Origin of the sequence: Marinovum algicola, assembly GCF_900109145.1 — a bacterium.
GTDB lineage: Bacteria > Pseudomonadota > Alphaproteobacteria > Rhodobacterales > Rhodobacteraceae > Marinovum > Marinovum algicola.
In genome coordinates this window covers 1-15,066 of sequence record NZ_FNYY01000033.1, presented here as the reverse complement: position 1 = coordinate 15,066, position 15,066 = coordinate 1, and the positions used below count along the sequence as shown (strand labels likewise).

The following is a 15,066-nucleotide window of genomic DNA, read 5'->3' as shown; positions in this document are numbered from 1 at the left end:
GAGCATAGGCACTGGCTGGGCCAAATGCCAGAAGTGAGCGAAAATTGTGGACTGAACCCAACCAATTTTGGATTTTGGACTAGCCAGATGGGGTGCAATTTCGCATATTGGCTGGACCAAATGATGGGAATCCCGATCCTGAATGGACCCACCCGTCCGATCGCGGACCCAAGTTTTCAAGGGAGGAATGCTAAATGAAATTCAACGCTTTCAAGTCCGCCACGATAGGCGCCATGACCGTCTTGGCGGGGGCCTGCGCGGGACAAGAGGCCATGATCGAAGTGAACTACGGATATCTGCCGGTTCCGACGATGCCGCTGTTTGCCGCCGAGGCGCACGGGCTGTTCGAAGACTTTGGCGTCGATGTGACGCTCATCAAATTCACCTCCGGCCCCGCGCAATTCCAATCCTTGCAGGCGGGCAGCATCGATCTGGCACAAGGGGCGCTAGCCGCCTTTTACATGGCATCCACCCGCGGGCTGGAGGCGAAGTGGGTCTATAACATCGGTGACGCCAGCGCGATTTCCGGTCTCGTCCTTTCCAAAGGTAGCTCACTTGAGTCCTACGCCGACCTTGCGGATCAATCGATTACCGCGCCTCCGGGGTCCATCCTTCACCTGTTCCATGTCTCTCAGGCGATGGATGCCGAGCTGGATTTCGATCGGGTCGACTTTGTGCCGCTGCCGCCGCCGCAGGCCGTATCCGCCATTCAGAACGGGAATGTGGATGCGGCATGGCTGTGGGAGCCGCTTCTTTCCATTGCCGAGGCAAACGGCGCCGTCCAGGTGAGCAACGCGTCGGAGATCGGTCTGCATGATGTCTTCGGGCTTGCTGCAGGCGGAGAGTGGGTGGAGAGCGAGGAAGGCCGCGATGCCGTGGCGCGGGTATCCCGGGCCCTGACAGCCGGGATCGAAGCCTATGAGCAAGACCCGGGCCCGACACTTGCCAAGATCGAAGAGATGACGGGAATCAAGCCGGAACTGGCACAAAGCGTCATCGCCAGAACCAATTGGGCGACGGTGACCGACCAGGTTGCGGAATCCAATGTCTTTTCTTTGACTGGCCCAGAAGGAAGCGGCGCGATCATCGACTGGGTCGAGGACAGGGCCCTGGCCGCAGGGTTGATCAATGCAACTGGGGCTGGCGTCGACTTTCTGAACCCCGGTCCGGCGCAAATGGCCGCACAATGACGGAGGTGCTTGTATCCAGGGGGCTGGAGAAGTGCTTCTCCAGTCCGGGGCGCGCTTCGGGAGAGCGCATCAAGGCGGTGATCGATTTCAACCTCGTGATCGAGGCGGAAGAGATCATCTGTATTGTCGGGCCCAGTGGATGCGGTAAATCCACGTTCCTGGACATGGTGGCGGGGTTCACTGAGCCGACATCGGGCCTGTTGGAAATCATGGGCGAAGAGATAAACAGACCTTCGCCCGACCGGGGCGTGGTGTTCCAGCAGCCCGTCCTGTTTCCCTGGCTGAGCGTGTATGACAACGTGGTGCTTGGCCCGAAGTCGCGCGGCGTCAAGCCCGGGGATTATGGGCCCGAGGCGGACAGGGTGCTGAAAAGCGTAGGCCTGGAAAAGTTTCGCGACCATTATCCCTATCAGCTTTCAGGTGGCATGAAGCAACGTGCCCAGATTGCCCGCGTTCTGGTGGCCGGGCCGAAACTTATCTTGATGGATGAGCCTTTCGGGGCCCTGGACGCCCAGATGCGGATCAACATGCATGAGCTGCTGATTTCGGTCTGGCAGGAATACAAGCCCACGATCCTGTTCATCACCCACGACGTGGAAGAGGCGCTTTTCCTCGCGGATCGGGTGATTGTCATGTCGCAGCACCCGGGCACGATTGCCCGGATTTACGACATCCCCTTTGAGCGTCCCAGAACCTATGCCATCACCGCAGATCCCAGGTTCGCCGAGGCGCGCGCTGAAATTGTCGAGCTTCTGCGCGCGAAACCGGAGGAAAGACAATGACGACTTCCTACCGCTGGTATTCGATGGCATCTGGCGCTGCGTTGCTGGCTCTTTGGTCGGTCCTGACGCTGAGCGGGCTGGTGGACGAACGCAGCTTGCCAAGCCCTGTGACATTGGCGCAAACTTTCGCGGATCTTCTTGCACGTGGCTATTCCGGTAGTCCCTTGTGGAGTCACGTCGGCGTTTCCATTTTCCGGGCGCTTGCAGGGTTTTCTCTGGCTATCCTGATCGGCGTCCCTCTCGGTCTCTTGATTGGTAGACACAAGGTGCTCGAAGCGGTCTTCGCGCCGATCATCGGCTTTTTTCGACCAATCCCTCCGATCGCCTTCATCACTTTGTTCGTGTTCTATTTCGGCATCGGAGAGGGGCCAAAGATCGGGCTGATCTTTATGGCCTGCCTTTGGTACGTCGTGCTGAACAGTGCCGAAGGCGTGCGCAACATCCCCGACCTGATCATCCGGGCGGGCGAAAACATCGGGCTGACGCGGACGCAATTGTTCTTCAAGGTGGTTCTGCCTGCGGCCCTGCCCGCAATCATGACCGCCATCCGTGCGGCGTCATCCATCAGTTGGACCTTGGTGGTCGCTTCCGAATTGATCGGTGCGCAGGCGGGTTTGGGCTTCATGATCCTGGATTCGGCGCAATACTTCAATTTGCCGGTCACCTATGTCGGGATCATCATAATCGGACTGATCGGACTCGTCTGGGAGTTGGCAATTTCCGCAGTCCAAAGGCGCGTGTTGCATTGGCAGGGCAAATAGACCCGGTGAACGATTCTGATACGGGTTGGCTGGACCAGGCTTCAGCCAACCCGCGCGTTAGGGAGTGCGCCAAACTCCACTGACAAAACAGGACGTAGTGTGAGCTGAGGGCCATCTTCTCTGGTTGGTCCAGAACAGCTTTGGACTAGACAGATCGCAAATTTCACTATATTGGTCGGTCCAGTTGTCAGACGGAGAGCTGACATCCATGACCAAAAACGGGAGGACTTCATGACATTCATCCAGACCATGGTGCGCGGGATCGCGGCGGCTTCGGTGGCCGCGACCCTTGGCACGGCCGCGCTTGTCGCCAGCGCGACACCGGCAGCGGCAGAGTTTCCGTCAAAGCCGATCCAGGTTTACGTCGGTTATCGTCCGGGCGGGCGCACCGATACCGTGGCGCGCAAGATCTCGACCTATATCAATGAGAACAACCTTCTGCCGCAGCCGCTGGTCATCGTGAATGTGCCCGGCGCGGCCTCGGCCAATGCGGCGCGCGAAGTGCTGGGGGCAGAGCCCGATGGCCACACCATCATGATGTGGTCGCACAGCGTTCTGGTCTCCAACGCCCTCGGCGTGAACGAGATCCACCCCGAGGACTTCACCTCGCTGGGCTTCACCGGCGGCGGCAGCCCGGTCTGGACGGTGCGCGACGATGCTCCCTATCAGACGCTGGAAGAGCTGATCGACGCCCTGCGCGCCGAGCCGCAAAGCCTGACCGAGGCGGTGGGCATCGGCACTGTACCGCATATCGTGGGTCTCATGCTGGCCAGGAAGGCCGGGTTCGAGACCCGCCTGATCGGCGCACCGGGTGGCGCCGACCGCCTGGCGCGGCTGTTGGGCGGCAATGCCGATATCGCGTTGTTTTCCGGGTCGGAATACCTCAGCTACAAGCCCAACGGCATCCGCGCGCTGACCTATTTCGGCGCGAACCGGTTGCCCGCCATCGGCGATGTGCCGACCGCCGCGGAACTGGGTTACGACGTGGTTTGGGCCAACCCGCTGTATTGGCTGGCGCCCGACAACCTCGATGCGGAAGCGGAAGAGATAATCACCACCGCGCTGCAGGCCGCCGTGGAAAGCGACGAGATGCAGGCCTGGTTCACCGAGAACACGCTTGAGCCCTACTGGACCGATGGCGCGGCCGCGCTGGCCAGCTCGCTCGACGTCCTGACGCGGCTGAAGGTCGTGGCGGAAGAGGCCGGGCTCGCCGACTGAGCCCGCGCCATTCCATCCCTCGCCCGCGTGCCCACCGCGCGGGCGAGGCCAATTCCAAGGGGGGAGACCATGGAAAAATCTGCTGCAAACCCGAAGATCGAACTGGCGCTGGCCTTGGCGCTGATCGGCTTTTCCGGGGTGATCTTCGTCGGCGCCGCCGGGCTGCCCGAACCGCGGTTCGAACCGCTGGGATCGGCCGCCGTGCCGCGCATGCTGGCCGGGCTGATGGCCTTTCTCTCGGCCATCTGGGTGATCCGCCTGCTGCCCGGCCTGCGGCAGGCCCAGCCCGCGACTGCGGCGCCTCGTGACCCCGAAGCACCCCGGCAACACCCCAAGCTGGCTGTTGCGGTGCTGATCGCCGTCTTTGCCTTTGTCGCTGTGATGGACTTCGGGCTGGCTAGCTTCAAGGTCGCGGGGATCGGCTTTGTCATCCTCTGCGGCTTCCTGCTGACCCACCGGGACATGCGCAAGCTGCCCTGGATCGCCGGTTACGCGGTCGTTCTGGTCATGGCCTGCGACTTTGCCTTCACGCGCTTTTTCTACATCAACCTGCCCTGAGCAGGAGGGACCGACATGCCATTCTTTGATGCGCTCTTCTACCTGATGACGCCGCTGCCCTTTGCGCTGGTCTTCCTTGGCGTGGCCCTTGGAATTGTCGTGGGCTCGATCCCCGGGCTGACCACCACGATGCTGATCACCCTGACCCTGCCGCTGACCTTCTTCATGGACAGCGTGAACGCGATCATGCTGCTGGTCGGCATGTATGTCGGCGGGGTGTCGGGCAGCCAGATCTCGGCCACGCTGTTGCGGATGCCGGGCACGCCTTCGTCGATCATGACCACCTTCGACGGCTATCCCATGACGCAACAGGGCAGGGCGGCCCGCGCGCTGGGTCTGGGCATCACCGCCTCCTTTGTGGGCGGCATGATCTCCTTCCTCGTGCTGGCGCTGCTGGCGCCGCCGTTTTCGCGGCTGGCCATCACCTTCGGCCCCTGGGAATATTTCACCATGGTGCTGATGGCGCTGGTCATGCTGTCCAGCCTGAGCCAGGGATCGCTGCTCAAGGGGCTGATCGCCGCCTGCCTGGGCATGCTGATCCATATGCCGGGGATCGATCCGTCCTCGGGCACGCCGCGGCTGACCTTTGGCGTCGACGCCTTCGAGGGCGGGCTGAGCCTCCTGCCGGTGCTGATCGGCGCCTTTGCCATCAGCCAGATCATCAAGGACATCATCAACATTGACGTCCGCCCGCCCAAGGCCGACCTGGCCGAGGGCAAGCTGCTGCTGTCGCCGGGCGACTGGCGCCGGCACAGCGGAAATTTCCTTCGCTCCAGCCTGATCGGCACCTGGATCGGCATCCTGCCGGGGATCGGGTCGAACATCGCCTCGATGCTCAGCTATTCCGCCGCCCGCAGTGCGTCGAAAGAGCCGCAGAAGTTTGGCACCGGCCATGAGCCGGGGGTTGTCGCCGCCGAAACCGCCAACAACGCGGCGGTGGGTGGGGCGCTTATCCCGTTGATCACGCTGGGGATCCCCGGCTCTGTGGTCGACGCTATCCTGATCGGCGCGCTGATCATTCACAACCTCGAACCCGGCCCGCTTTTGTTCATCAACGCGCCCGAGGTGGCCTATGGCGTGATCGCCGCTTATCTAGTGGGCAACCTGATCATGTTCGCCATCATGATGCTGGCGGTGCGCCATATCGCCAAGGTGCTCTATGTGCCGCGCGCCTTCCTGCTGACCTCGATCCTGGTGTTCTGCGTCATCGGTATCTTTGCCGTCGGCAACAGCTTCTTTGACGTCTGGGTGATGCTGGCGCTGGGGCTGCTGGGCTTCGTGATGGAGCGGGCAAAGATGCCGCTCGGCCCCTTCGTGATCGGTTTTGTCCTGGCTCCGATTGCCGAGGAACACCTGCGCTCCGGCCTCATGTCCACCGGCGGCAGCCTTGAGCCGCTCTTCACCCGGCCCTTCGCCGCGAGTTTCCTGGCCATCTCCATCGCTTCGCTCTGCTGGCCCGCCATCAGCACCTGGCTGCGAAAACGACATGCCGGGGGCGAGGTGGCCCAAGGATGACACCGGATACACGCCCCAACATCCTGTGGTTCTGCGCCGACCAGATGCGGCATGACACGATCTCGGCGCTTGGCAATGCCGAGATCAGGACGCCCAATATCGACCGGCTGGTGGCGCGCGGCACGAGTTTCGACAATTGCTATGTCCAGAACCAGATCTGCACCCCCAGCCGCGCCAGCTTTCTCACCGGGCGCTATCCGGCGGCCCATAGGGTCTATCGCAACGGCAATGCCTATTTCCCCGAGACCGAACGGCTGGTGACAAAGACACTGGCCGATGCGGGCTATGATTGCGGGCTGATCGGCAAGCTGCACCTGTCCACCGCCGCCCGGCTTGAGACGCGGCCCGACGATGGTTATCGACTGTTTGACTGGTGCCAGAACCCGGGCTGGGAAAAGGTGCCGGGCAGCAACGGCTATTGGACCTGGCTGCGCGACAAGGGGCTGCGCCCGGAGGAGATGTTTCCCGGCAAGCCGCCGTATCTTTCGATCGGTGTCCCGGCAGAGCTGCACCAGGCGGCCTGGATCGCCGACCGCGCCATCGAGTTTGTCGATGAGGCGCGCGACGGCCCCTGGATGCTCAGCCTCAATCCCTTTGACCCGCACCCGCCCTTCAACCCGCCGCCCGAGGCGATGGCGCGGTTTGGCGACGGCAGCGGGCTGACGCCGCCCCTGTTCCGCGACAGCGACATTGCCCACCAGGTGCGGTTTGCCAATGTCCGCAGCCAGAAACGCAGCGCGGTGAACCCGGTGCTGAGTGCCGAGGCCCGCGCCGCGCATGTCATCCCCGAGGGCGACGAACGCGGTGCCAAACCGCCCGAAGAGTTCGACGGCATGGCGGTCAAAGCCGCCTATTTCGCGATGATCGAGAACCTTGATCATCAATTCGGACGCATCCTCGACCACCTGGAATCCAGCGGCCAGATCGACAACACGGTGATCATCTTCACCAGCGATCATGGCGAGATGCTGGGCGATCACGGGTTGCTCTACAAGGGCTGCCGCTTTTTCGAAGGGCTGGTGCATGTGCCGCTGATCATCGCCGGGCCGGGTGTGCCCCGGGGGCAGCGGTCGCAGGCGATGGTGGAAAGCATCGACATCGCGCCCACGCTGCTGGACCTCGCCGGGATCGACATTTCCGACGCCATCCAGGGCCAAAGCCTAACCGGCACGGTCTTTGCCGGCGCGGCGGCGCACAAGGACACGGTGGTGACGGATTTCAACGACTCGCTGGGATCCAGCGAAGTGACGCAGGACACCCGCGCCTCGATGACCTGTGACGGGCGTTACAAGCTGGTTGTCTATCATTCGCATCCCGGGCTGGGCGAGTTGTTCGACCTGCACGAAGACCCTGGCGAATTCCACTGCATGTGGCACGATCCGGGGAAGGCCGGTCTTAAGTCCGAGCTGATCGCCCGGCATCTGGACCGGATGATGGGCACGCTCGACGCCGGGCCGCCCCGGGTGGCCCCGGCCTGAGATGGCGCGGCTCGACTTCTACATCACCATGCGGTCGCCTTACTCCTATCTCGCGGCGGACCGGGTGGTTGCGTTGGCGGAGCGTGCCGGCGTGGAGCTGCACCTGCGGCCCGTCTATCCGATCGCCCTGCGCGACCCGGGGTTTTTCGAGAAGGGCGACCCGGCCAAGCTGGCCTACCTGCGGCGCGATGCGGAACGGGTGGCGGCGATGGAGCGTATCCCCTTCGGCTGGCCCGACCCGGACCCGGTGCTGCAGGACCTGGACACCGGAAGGGTGGCCGACGATCAGCCCCATATCCGCCACCTCAGCCACCTGGTTGCGGCGGCCTGCCTGACGGGCAGGGGCGTTGTGGTGTACTTGGCGCTGGCCCGTTTGTTGTTTGCGGGTGGGCCAAGCTGGGCCGAGCCCGACCGGCTTGATACTGCGCTGGCCAGCTGCGGGTCTGATCCCGCGCAATTTCGAAGCCAGACCGCCGCGCTTGCGCCCGATCGCGAGGCGCTGTTGCAGACCAATGCGGACGCACTGCGGGCGGCGGGCCACTGGGGCACGCCCAGCCTTGGCTACCGCGGCGAGGTGTTCTTTGGTCAGGACCGGATCGACATGTGCGCCTGGTTCATGGGGCTGCGTTCGGTCAGGCCGAGTCCCGACGGATAATTTCGAACCCCAGATCCGTGACCTGATCGGTGTTGATGCCGGATTGCAGCAGTTCCGCCAACGCATCCGCGGTCATGTCGCCAATGCGTCGTTCGGGCACCACAACGCGGCTTAGCCGTGGTGACACGTAATCCGCGAAATAGGGGTTGCCGAAGCCGAGGACGCTGACATCTTCAGGAACCCGCTTGCCCTGGGACACCAACTCGGAGACGCAGATCAAGGCAAGAACATCGCCGTTCGCGTAAATGCCGTCGATCTCGGGGCTGTGCTCCAACAGGCCCCGAACGGCTTGACCCATCTCTTCGGGAGAGACATGCAATGCCACATAACGCGTGTCGCAATCGTGCAGGCCGGCATCGGTTATCGCCTTGCGGAACCCGGCAATCCGACGCGCCGAGCGGGGCCGTCGTGGCGCGTACAACAGTGCAAGGTTGCGCCGACCGGACCCGATCAGGCACTCTGCCGCGCCATATCCCAGCCGGAAATTGGAGAACCCGATCATCGTCTGAATGGGTGCTCCGTCGACTTCCCATATCTGGATCACCGCCGCGCCGGAGGCTGCAATCAGGGCGCGCGTGTCGTCCGATTGGTCATTGCCGCTCAGGATCAGGACCGACGCTCGACGTCCGAGCATCTGGCGGATCAGTTCGCTTTCCTTGTCTGTGTCATAGCCGGTGACGCCAAGGATGATTTCGCGCCCGTTGTTCAGCGCGACTTCGCTGACTTTCTCGATCACGTGGCCAAAGCCCGAATCGACGGCAGGCACGATCATGGCGATCAGCCCGCTTTGATTTGTGCGCAGCGTCCGGGCGGAAATATCGGGCACATAGCCAATGGTCCGCGCCGCCATCTTGACCCGTTCAACCGTCTTTGCCGACACTTGGTCAGGCCTGTTGAGCGCGCGCCAAGCCGTCGCCCGCGAGACTTGGGCGGCCTTGGCCACGTCTTCGATTTTCAGGGTGTCTTTTTTCAAAACGATTTCATTTCAATTGCTTGCCTCGCATTTGCAAGGCCTCTCCCGAAGGAAAGACATGCCATTTCCATCCTGCAAAAGTGTCCTGTTCAGCGGGCGGAAGGTCAAGGGCTGGATTTTTCTTACAATTGGTTGGTCCAAAACTGTTGACCAATAGCAGATGATCATCGATGATCATCGCAACCTCAGATCAATCGGGGATCAGCTTCAGTGTTTTCGGAATTCATTTCAGGCGCGCTTCTGGTCTTTGAATGGCCAGCCTTCGGATACTTGCTTTTGGGGATCCTCGTCGGCCTGTGGCTGGGGGCGGTGCCGGGACTTGGCGGAGGTCTGGGCATCGTGCTGGCCCTGCCGTTCACCTACGGGATGGAGCCGGCACAGGCCATTGCACTGCTGCTGGGCATCTACGCCGTCACCGCCACCTCGGATACCATCCCCTCGGTCATGTTGGGCATCCCCGGCACCGCGTCGTCGCAGGCAACCGTGCTTGACGGCCATCCGCTGGCCCAGTCGGGCAAGGCCGCGCGGGCCTTTGGTGCGGCCTTCACGGTTTCGGCTTTCGGCGGCATTTTTGGCGCGTTGATGCTGGCGGTTTCGCTGCCGTTGGCCCTGCCAATCATCCTTAAATTCAACAATCCCGAACTGTTCATGCTGGCGGTTGCGGGGTTGGTGATGGTTTCATCGCTCAGTGGGGCGTCCTTGGTGAAAGGGTTGATCGGCGCCTGTCTCGGCCTGTTGCTGTCGACGGTTGGCTATGCCGATGACGCCTCGATCCCGCGGTATTGGCTGGGAACGCCCTATCTGTTGGACAGCCTGCCGCTGATCCCGGCGGTCCTCGGCCTCTTCGCGGTACCAGAGCTCATGGATCTGGCGCTGCGCGACAGTTCGATCTCCAGGGTCGACAACCGCGACGGGGGATCGGGCGAGATGATGGCCGGGGTGCGGTCGGCCTTTCGCGAATGGTGGCTGGTGCTGCGGTGTTCGGCCATCGGGGTCTATATCGGCATGATCCCGGGGCTGGGTGGCGCGGTGGTGGACTGGATCGCCTATGGCCACGCCTTTCAGTCCAGCAAGGACAACAGCCGCTTCGGCAAGGGCGACATTCGCGGCGTGATTGCGCCCGAGGCGGCAAACAACGCGGTGCGCGGCGGGGCGCTTATCCCGACCGTGGCCTTCGGCATCCCCGGATCGGCGATGAACGCCCTGTTGCTGTCAGCGCTGCTGATCCAGGGCTTGCAGCCCGGGCGCGCCATGCTGACCACCAATCTCGACATCACCTTTTCGATGGTCTGGACGATTGCCATCGCCAATGTGCTGGCGGCTGGGCTGTTGATGGTCTGGAGCGGCTATATCGCCAGGCTCGCCTTTCTTCCGTCGCACTGGATCGTGCCGGGGGTGATGCTGTTTGTCCTGATGGGGGCCTGGTCGGCCAATTTCCACACTGGTGACTGGGTGTCGCTGCTGGCGTTCTCGGCCATCGGTTTCGTGATGAAGCGCGGCGGCTGGGCCCGACCTCCGGTGATCCTGGCCTTCATCCTCGGCGGGTTGATGGAAAACTCGTTTCTTCTGAGTTGGAAAATCCACCAGGGGGTTGGCTGGCTGTCGCGTCCGATCGTTGTGGTCCTTGGGATCGTGGTGGTCCTGACCATCGCCTTCGCCATCCGCACCGCGCGCAAAAAGGCGACCACGTCAACGGTCAACGCCAGCCTGAGTGATGCCGACGACGACGAAGACATGACCCTGTCACTGCTGACGGCGGTGTTGCTGGCGGTAGTCTTCGCCGGGGCCTGCCTGGCGGCCTTGGTCTGGCCGACGTTTGTGCGGGCCTTTCCGCTGATCGCCGCGGTGCCGGGATTGGCGCTCGTGCTGGTCCTGTTGACCGGCGAAAGTCGTCGACTGGCCCGCGCGCCCGGGGCGCTCAAAAAGGCCCTGCAAGCCACGATTGCCGACCCCACCAACCGCAAGGCGGCGATTTTCATCGGCTACCTTTTGGCGCTTTTCGCGGGGGCGCTGCTCATCGGGCAGAAGCTGGCGATCCCGGCCTTTGTGGCGATCTACCTGCTGCGGTGGGGGCGCTTTCGCGGTGCGGCAGTTGCCGGATATGCCTGCGTCTGCTGGGCGATCCTCGTGCTCTTTTACGACCGCATTGTCCATATCCTCTGGATCCGGCCGCTTCTGGCCCAGCCAATTGACGGGCTTGTGCCCGATTGGCTGCCGCTGTGGCTGATCCATTGAAACCAAACCGAAACACCAAGGAGGAGACCGATATGTCCATCACACAAAAGGCCCAGCTTCTGGCCATCGCCGTGGCCCTTGCAGGGGCGGCAACCGTCGCGCAGGCTCAGGATTTCGCGGGCAAGACCATCACCATCATCAACTCCAACCCGCCGGGCAGCGGTGGCGACCTGCACGGGCGGATTTTCGCGAAGTACTTTGGCAGCCACTTGCCCGGCACGCCCGAGGTGATCGTGATCAACAAGACCGGCGGCAGCGGGGCTGCGGCGATGAATTTCGTCTATGAGACCGGCACGAAGGACGGCACCACCCTGTGCTATTGCGGGTTTGATGCCGCGGCTGTCATCGCCGACGCGCCGGGCATTCGCTATGTGCCAGAGAACATGGACATCATCGGCAGCGCGGTGACAAACCTCGTCTTTGCCGCACGCAAGGACCGGGTGCCCGACGCCGCCAGCCTGACAGACGACAGCGCCTTGCTGATCGGCGGGCGTGGCGCGGGCAGTGCGATGGGCACGATGGGGAACCTCGGGTTGCGGGTTCTGGATGCCAACTATCGCTACATTCCGGGTTATGGCGGATTTTCCAAGATTTCCGCCTCCATGCTGGCGGATGAGGTGCATGCCGGCCATGCGGGCCTGTCCGGTTTTCTGCGGTTCTTTGGCTGGGATCACGAAGACATCGGTGCGATGTACTACCACCCGGTCTTTGACGCCCAGGGAGCAGAATTGCCCCGAGATAGCGCCAGCCTGCCGGAAACCCTGCCCAGTATTTCCGAGTTGCACGAAACCCTGCATGGGGCCGCGCCTTCGGGTCAGTGGTGGGATGCCTATGTCTGGTATCGGTCCAGGATCATGTCGGCCACAATTGCGCTGACCACCCCTCCGGGTCTGGAACCGGGGCTTGTGGACGTGCTGCAAGACGCCTTTCAACAGACGACATCGGACCCCGAATACCTGGCGGAATACCGCAAAACGATTTCGGAACCGCCGACCTTCAACTCGACCGAAATGTCCGAAAGCCTGTTCTCCGGGTTCCGTGACATGCCCGCGGGCGTGGCCGAAGCCTTGCAGGAAATCGTGAGCGAGTAGAACCGGACCGCATCTTCCGGGCCGCGCCGGTTGCGGCCCGATCAGACCTTTTCAAACAGGAAACCAAACATGTCTCTTTCCGACACCCGATGGCGTGGCGTCTATGTCATTGTCACCACGCCCTTTGATGATGATCTGAATCTCGATCTGGATGGATTGCGCAACGTGGTCCGGTTCAACCTGAAATGCGGCGTGCATGGGCTGGTTGCCCCCGCGAACGCCAGCGAAGTCGCTTACCTGTCCGACGCAGAGCGCAAACAGGTGGTCCAGACCATTACCGATGAGGCCGGGGGCCGGGTTCCCGTCATTGCGGGCGTGTCCAGCAGTTGCGCCAAGCTGGCAGTGGCCCATGCCAGGGTCGCCCAAGACGAGGGTGCGGATGGTATCCTTGCCATGCCGCCGACCTTTCAAAGGGCGACCCAGCCCGAGATCGTCGACTATTTCCGCCAGATCGCAGCGGCGACCCGCTTGCCGATCATGCTTCAGAATTATGCCGGGGCCGGTGGCACGTCCCTGTCACCCGCAGCGATCCTGTCATTGGTCGAAGCGATCCCGCAAATTGAATACGTGAAGGAAGAGACGCCTTTCTCCAACACCTACATCTCGGAAATCCTGGCCCTTGCCGGGGACCGGATCAAGGGGGTGATGGGCGGGATTGCCGGGATCAATCTGTTCGAGGAACATGCCCGGGGTGCCTGTGGCACGATGCCGGCCTGTGAATCGCCGGACATTCACGTGGGGCTCTGGGCGGCGCTGGAACGGCAGGACCCGGAAGCCGCGCGCGAGATTTTCGAAGCCCTGCTGCCGCTTCTGTCTTTCGAGGCGCTCTACGGCATTGCCACTTACAAATCCGTTCTGACCCGGCGCGGGGTCATTGCCGCGTCCGGGTTTCGCCAGACCGGCGCGCAGCCCTTGGATGCGGTCGCCTCGGCCCGACTTGACACCATCCTGAACAGGTTGGCGCCGCTGATGCACAAGGATTACCGCCCGGCCCGCGAAGCGGCCCTGACATGAGGACACCGCGATGACCGCCACGGAACACAGCCGCATTCGGGATCATGTGACCCATGTCTGTCAGGTCTCGGCCAAGACGGTCTGGCTTTTCCTGGAAATCCGAATGGACAACGGGATGACCGGGACAGGAGAGCTGTCGCATTTCGGGATCGAAAGCGGCGTCCTGCAATACCTTTCCGGGGCGATGCCGTCCTTTGTCGGCCTGACCCTGTCCGAGGCGGTGACGCATCTGGCGCAGCGGCGCAAGCGGATGCGCGATGCCATGTCGAGCCACGTTCACAGCGGCATGGAACAGGCCCTGGTGGATGCCCGGGCCAAAGGGCTGGGTCTGCCCGCGACGGAACTGCTGGGCGGGCGGCAGCGTGATCAGGTCATGATGTACGCCAATATCAACCGCGGCACGTCGGATCGCACCCCCAAGGGCTGGGCCGCGCGCGCCAAGGCTGCCGTGGCCGCACAATACGCCGGGATCAAGATCGCGCCGTTTGACGGGGTGGACGCCGCCGATCCCCTGTCCGGCAGCAGCCGCGCGAAGATTGATCATGGGCTGGCCTGCATCGCGGCGGTGCGGGAGGCGATCGGGCCGAATGTCTATCTGAACGTCGATCTGCATGGGCGTTTCAACCGATGGACCGCTGTTGACCTGATCCGCGAAATGGCGGCCTGGGACGTTCATTGGATCGAAGCCCCGATCCACGAAAGGCTGGGCGCGCTGGACGATTGCCGCGCGATCCGGCAGGCGGCAAATGCCGCAGGCATCCGCGTGGCGGGCGCCGAAGATATTCCGAGCCTGGCCCATGTGGCCGCCTTCATCCGGGCCGGGGCGTTGGACGTGTTCATGCCGGATCTGCGATCCTGCGGCGGTGTGTTCGAAGCCTGCGACATCGCCAACCTTGTGACGCAGTCAGACCTGGAGTTTTCCGTCCACAACCCCGCCGGGCCGGTGCTGGATGCAATCTCGCTCAGCGTGGCCGCCAGCGCGACCTCCACCACCATGATCGAACGGCAATTCGATGAAAGCCCGGCCTATGGCACCGCTTTGATCACGCCACCGGAAACGCCCACCAATGGCGCGGTTTCGATTGGTGCCGCGGCGGGGTGGGGGATCGCGCTGAACAATGGCGTTCTGGACCCGTCAGGCGGGGTCCGCTTCGCCGGGGTCGATCATTTCGATTTGTCCGGTTCCGGGCCGTTCAGTTGACGGGTTAACGCGACAACATCCCCAATCGCCCTGTTGATCGGATTGACGCAAGCGGTCAATCTTGTGCCAGCGAGGTTTGGCCGACCGGGGGGGCGGTTTCTTGTTGACTGCACCCGCGCCCGGTCTTTCGACGCGGATCCGCTGCTGCTAAACTCCGGGCCAAGAACAAGCGTGCGGCAAGGATCGCGCGACAATCGAGCAGGAGCATTCCCACCGTGTCATCACGATACGCGCAGGATCGGCGTGCCCAAGCGCCGGTCACCGTAAAGCGGTTTCAGATCAGGGGCCATTTCCTCACCTGATGATGTCCCAGGACGTGGTGTAGCTCACCGTGGGCCTCGCGCTTTCAAGCGGGCCGAGCTGGTCAGTCGCTCTGTGCTGCAGGCAGGCTGACA

The 15,066-nt window shown here is 62.8% G+C and carries 14 protein-coding genes; 12 read left to right on the top strand and 2 right to left on the bottom strand.

Features of this window, described 5'->3' with window-relative positions:
* Nucleotides 1–194 precede the first annotated feature (194 nt).
* The 8 genes from BMW90_RS24420 (at nt 195) to BMW90_RS24385 (ending at nt 8,157) form a co-directional block, all read left to right on the top strand.
* The gene (locus BMW90_RS24420) at nt 195–1,190 is read left to right on the top strand and encodes an ABC transporter substrate-binding protein (protein ID WP_074840205.1); all 996 of its coding nucleotides are present in this window, start codon (nt 195–197) and stop codon (nt 1,188–1,190) included.
* On the top strand, nt 1,187–1,972 hold the full coding sequence (locus BMW90_RS24415; RefSeq protein WP_083416202.1) for an ABC transporter ATP-binding protein: 786 nt from the start codon (nt 1,187–1,189) through the stop codon (nt 1,970–1,972). The genes BMW90_RS24420 and BMW90_RS24415 overlap by 4 nt, the downstream gene beginning before the upstream one ends.
* Nucleotides 1,969–2,733, top strand: coding sequence for an ABC transporter permease (locus tag BMW90_RS24410; RefSeq protein WP_074840203.1), 765 nt, complete (start codon nt 1,969–1,971; stop codon nt 2,731–2,733). The genes BMW90_RS24415 and BMW90_RS24410 overlap by 4 nt, the downstream gene beginning before the upstream one ends.
* A 231-nt stretch (nt 2,734–2,964) precedes the next feature.
* Nucleotides 2,965–3,951 (top strand): Bug family tripartite tricarboxylate transporter substrate binding protein, encoded by a 987-nt coding sequence (locus BMW90_RS24405; RefSeq protein WP_074840201.1) that lies wholly within the window; start codon nt 2,965–2,967, stop codon nt 3,949–3,951.
* 69 nt (nt 3,952–4,020) lie between these two features.
* Entirely contained in the window at nt 4,021–4,509 is a 489-nt protein-coding gene (locus tag BMW90_RS24400) for a tripartite tricarboxylate transporter TctB family protein (protein ID WP_074840199.1), read from the top strand.
* A 15-nt stretch (nt 4,510–4,524) separates the two neighbouring features.
* Nucleotides 4,525–6,024: a tripartite tricarboxylate transporter permease gene (locus tag BMW90_RS24395; protein WP_074840197.1), complete on the top strand. Its 1,500-nt coding sequence runs from the start codon at nt 4,525–4,527 to the stop codon at nt 6,022–6,024.
* Nucleotides 6,021–7,502 carry a sulfatase family protein gene (locus BMW90_RS24390; RefSeq protein WP_074840195.1) on the top strand — a complete coding sequence of 494 codons (1,482 nt, stop codon included), beginning with the start codon at nt 6,021–6,023 and terminating at the stop codon, nt 7,500–7,502. The genes BMW90_RS24395 and BMW90_RS24390 overlap by 4 nt, the downstream gene beginning before the upstream one ends.
* Nucleotide 7,503: 1 nt before the next feature.
* Nucleotides 7,504–8,157 carry a 2-hydroxychromene-2-carboxylate isomerase gene (locus tag BMW90_RS24385; protein WP_074840193.1) on the top strand — a complete coding sequence of 218 codons (654 nt, stop codon included), beginning with the start codon at nt 7,504–7,506 and terminating at the stop codon, nt 8,155–8,157.
* Here the strand turns inward: BMW90_RS24385 and BMW90_RS24380 are convergent.
* Both BMW90_RS24380 and BMW90_RS26840 read right to left on the bottom strand, forming a co-directional pair.
* Nucleotides 8,135–9,130 (bottom strand): LacI family DNA-binding transcriptional regulator, encoded by a 996-nt coding sequence (locus BMW90_RS24380; RefSeq protein WP_074840191.1) that lies wholly within the window; start codon nt 9,128–9,130, stop codon nt 8,135–8,137. The genes BMW90_RS24385 and BMW90_RS24380 overlap by 23 nt on opposite strands.
* Nucleotides 9,131–9,137: 7 nt before the next feature.
* The gene (locus BMW90_RS26840; RefSeq protein WP_170850623.1) at nt 9,138–9,308 is read right to left on the bottom strand and encodes a hypothetical protein; all 171 of its coding nucleotides are present in this window, start codon (nt 9,306–9,308) and stop codon (nt 9,138–9,140) included.
* A 32-nt stretch (nt 9,309–9,340) separates the two neighbouring features.
* On the opposite strand from BMW90_RS26840, the gene BMW90_RS24375 reads away from it, so the two are divergent.
* From BMW90_RS24375 to BMW90_RS24360, 4 genes are all read left to right on the top strand, one after another.
* Nucleotides 9,341–11,365 carry a tripartite tricarboxylate transporter permease gene (locus tag BMW90_RS24375; protein WP_170850622.1) on the top strand — a complete coding sequence of 675 codons (2,025 nt, stop codon included), beginning with the start codon at nt 9,341–9,343 and terminating at the stop codon, nt 11,363–11,365.
* A gap of 32 nt (nt 11,366–11,397) precedes the next feature.
* Nucleotides 11,398–12,456: a type 2 periplasmic-binding domain-containing protein gene (locus BMW90_RS24370; protein ID WP_074840189.1), complete on the top strand. Its 1,059-nt coding sequence runs from the start codon at nt 11,398–11,400 to the stop codon at nt 12,454–12,456.
* Nucleotides 12,457–12,525: 69 nt separating this feature from the next.
* Nucleotides 12,526–13,470 (top strand): dihydrodipicolinate synthase family protein, encoded by a 945-nt coding sequence (locus tag BMW90_RS24365; RefSeq protein WP_074840187.1) that lies wholly within the window; start codon nt 12,526–12,528, stop codon nt 13,468–13,470.
* A 10-nt stretch (nt 13,471–13,480) separates the two neighbouring features.
* Nucleotides 13,481–14,671 (top strand): enolase C-terminal domain-like protein, encoded by a 1,191-nt coding sequence (locus tag BMW90_RS24360; protein WP_074840184.1) that lies wholly within the window; start codon nt 13,481–13,483, stop codon nt 14,669–14,671.
* Nucleotides 14,672–15,066 lie beyond the last annotated feature (395 nt).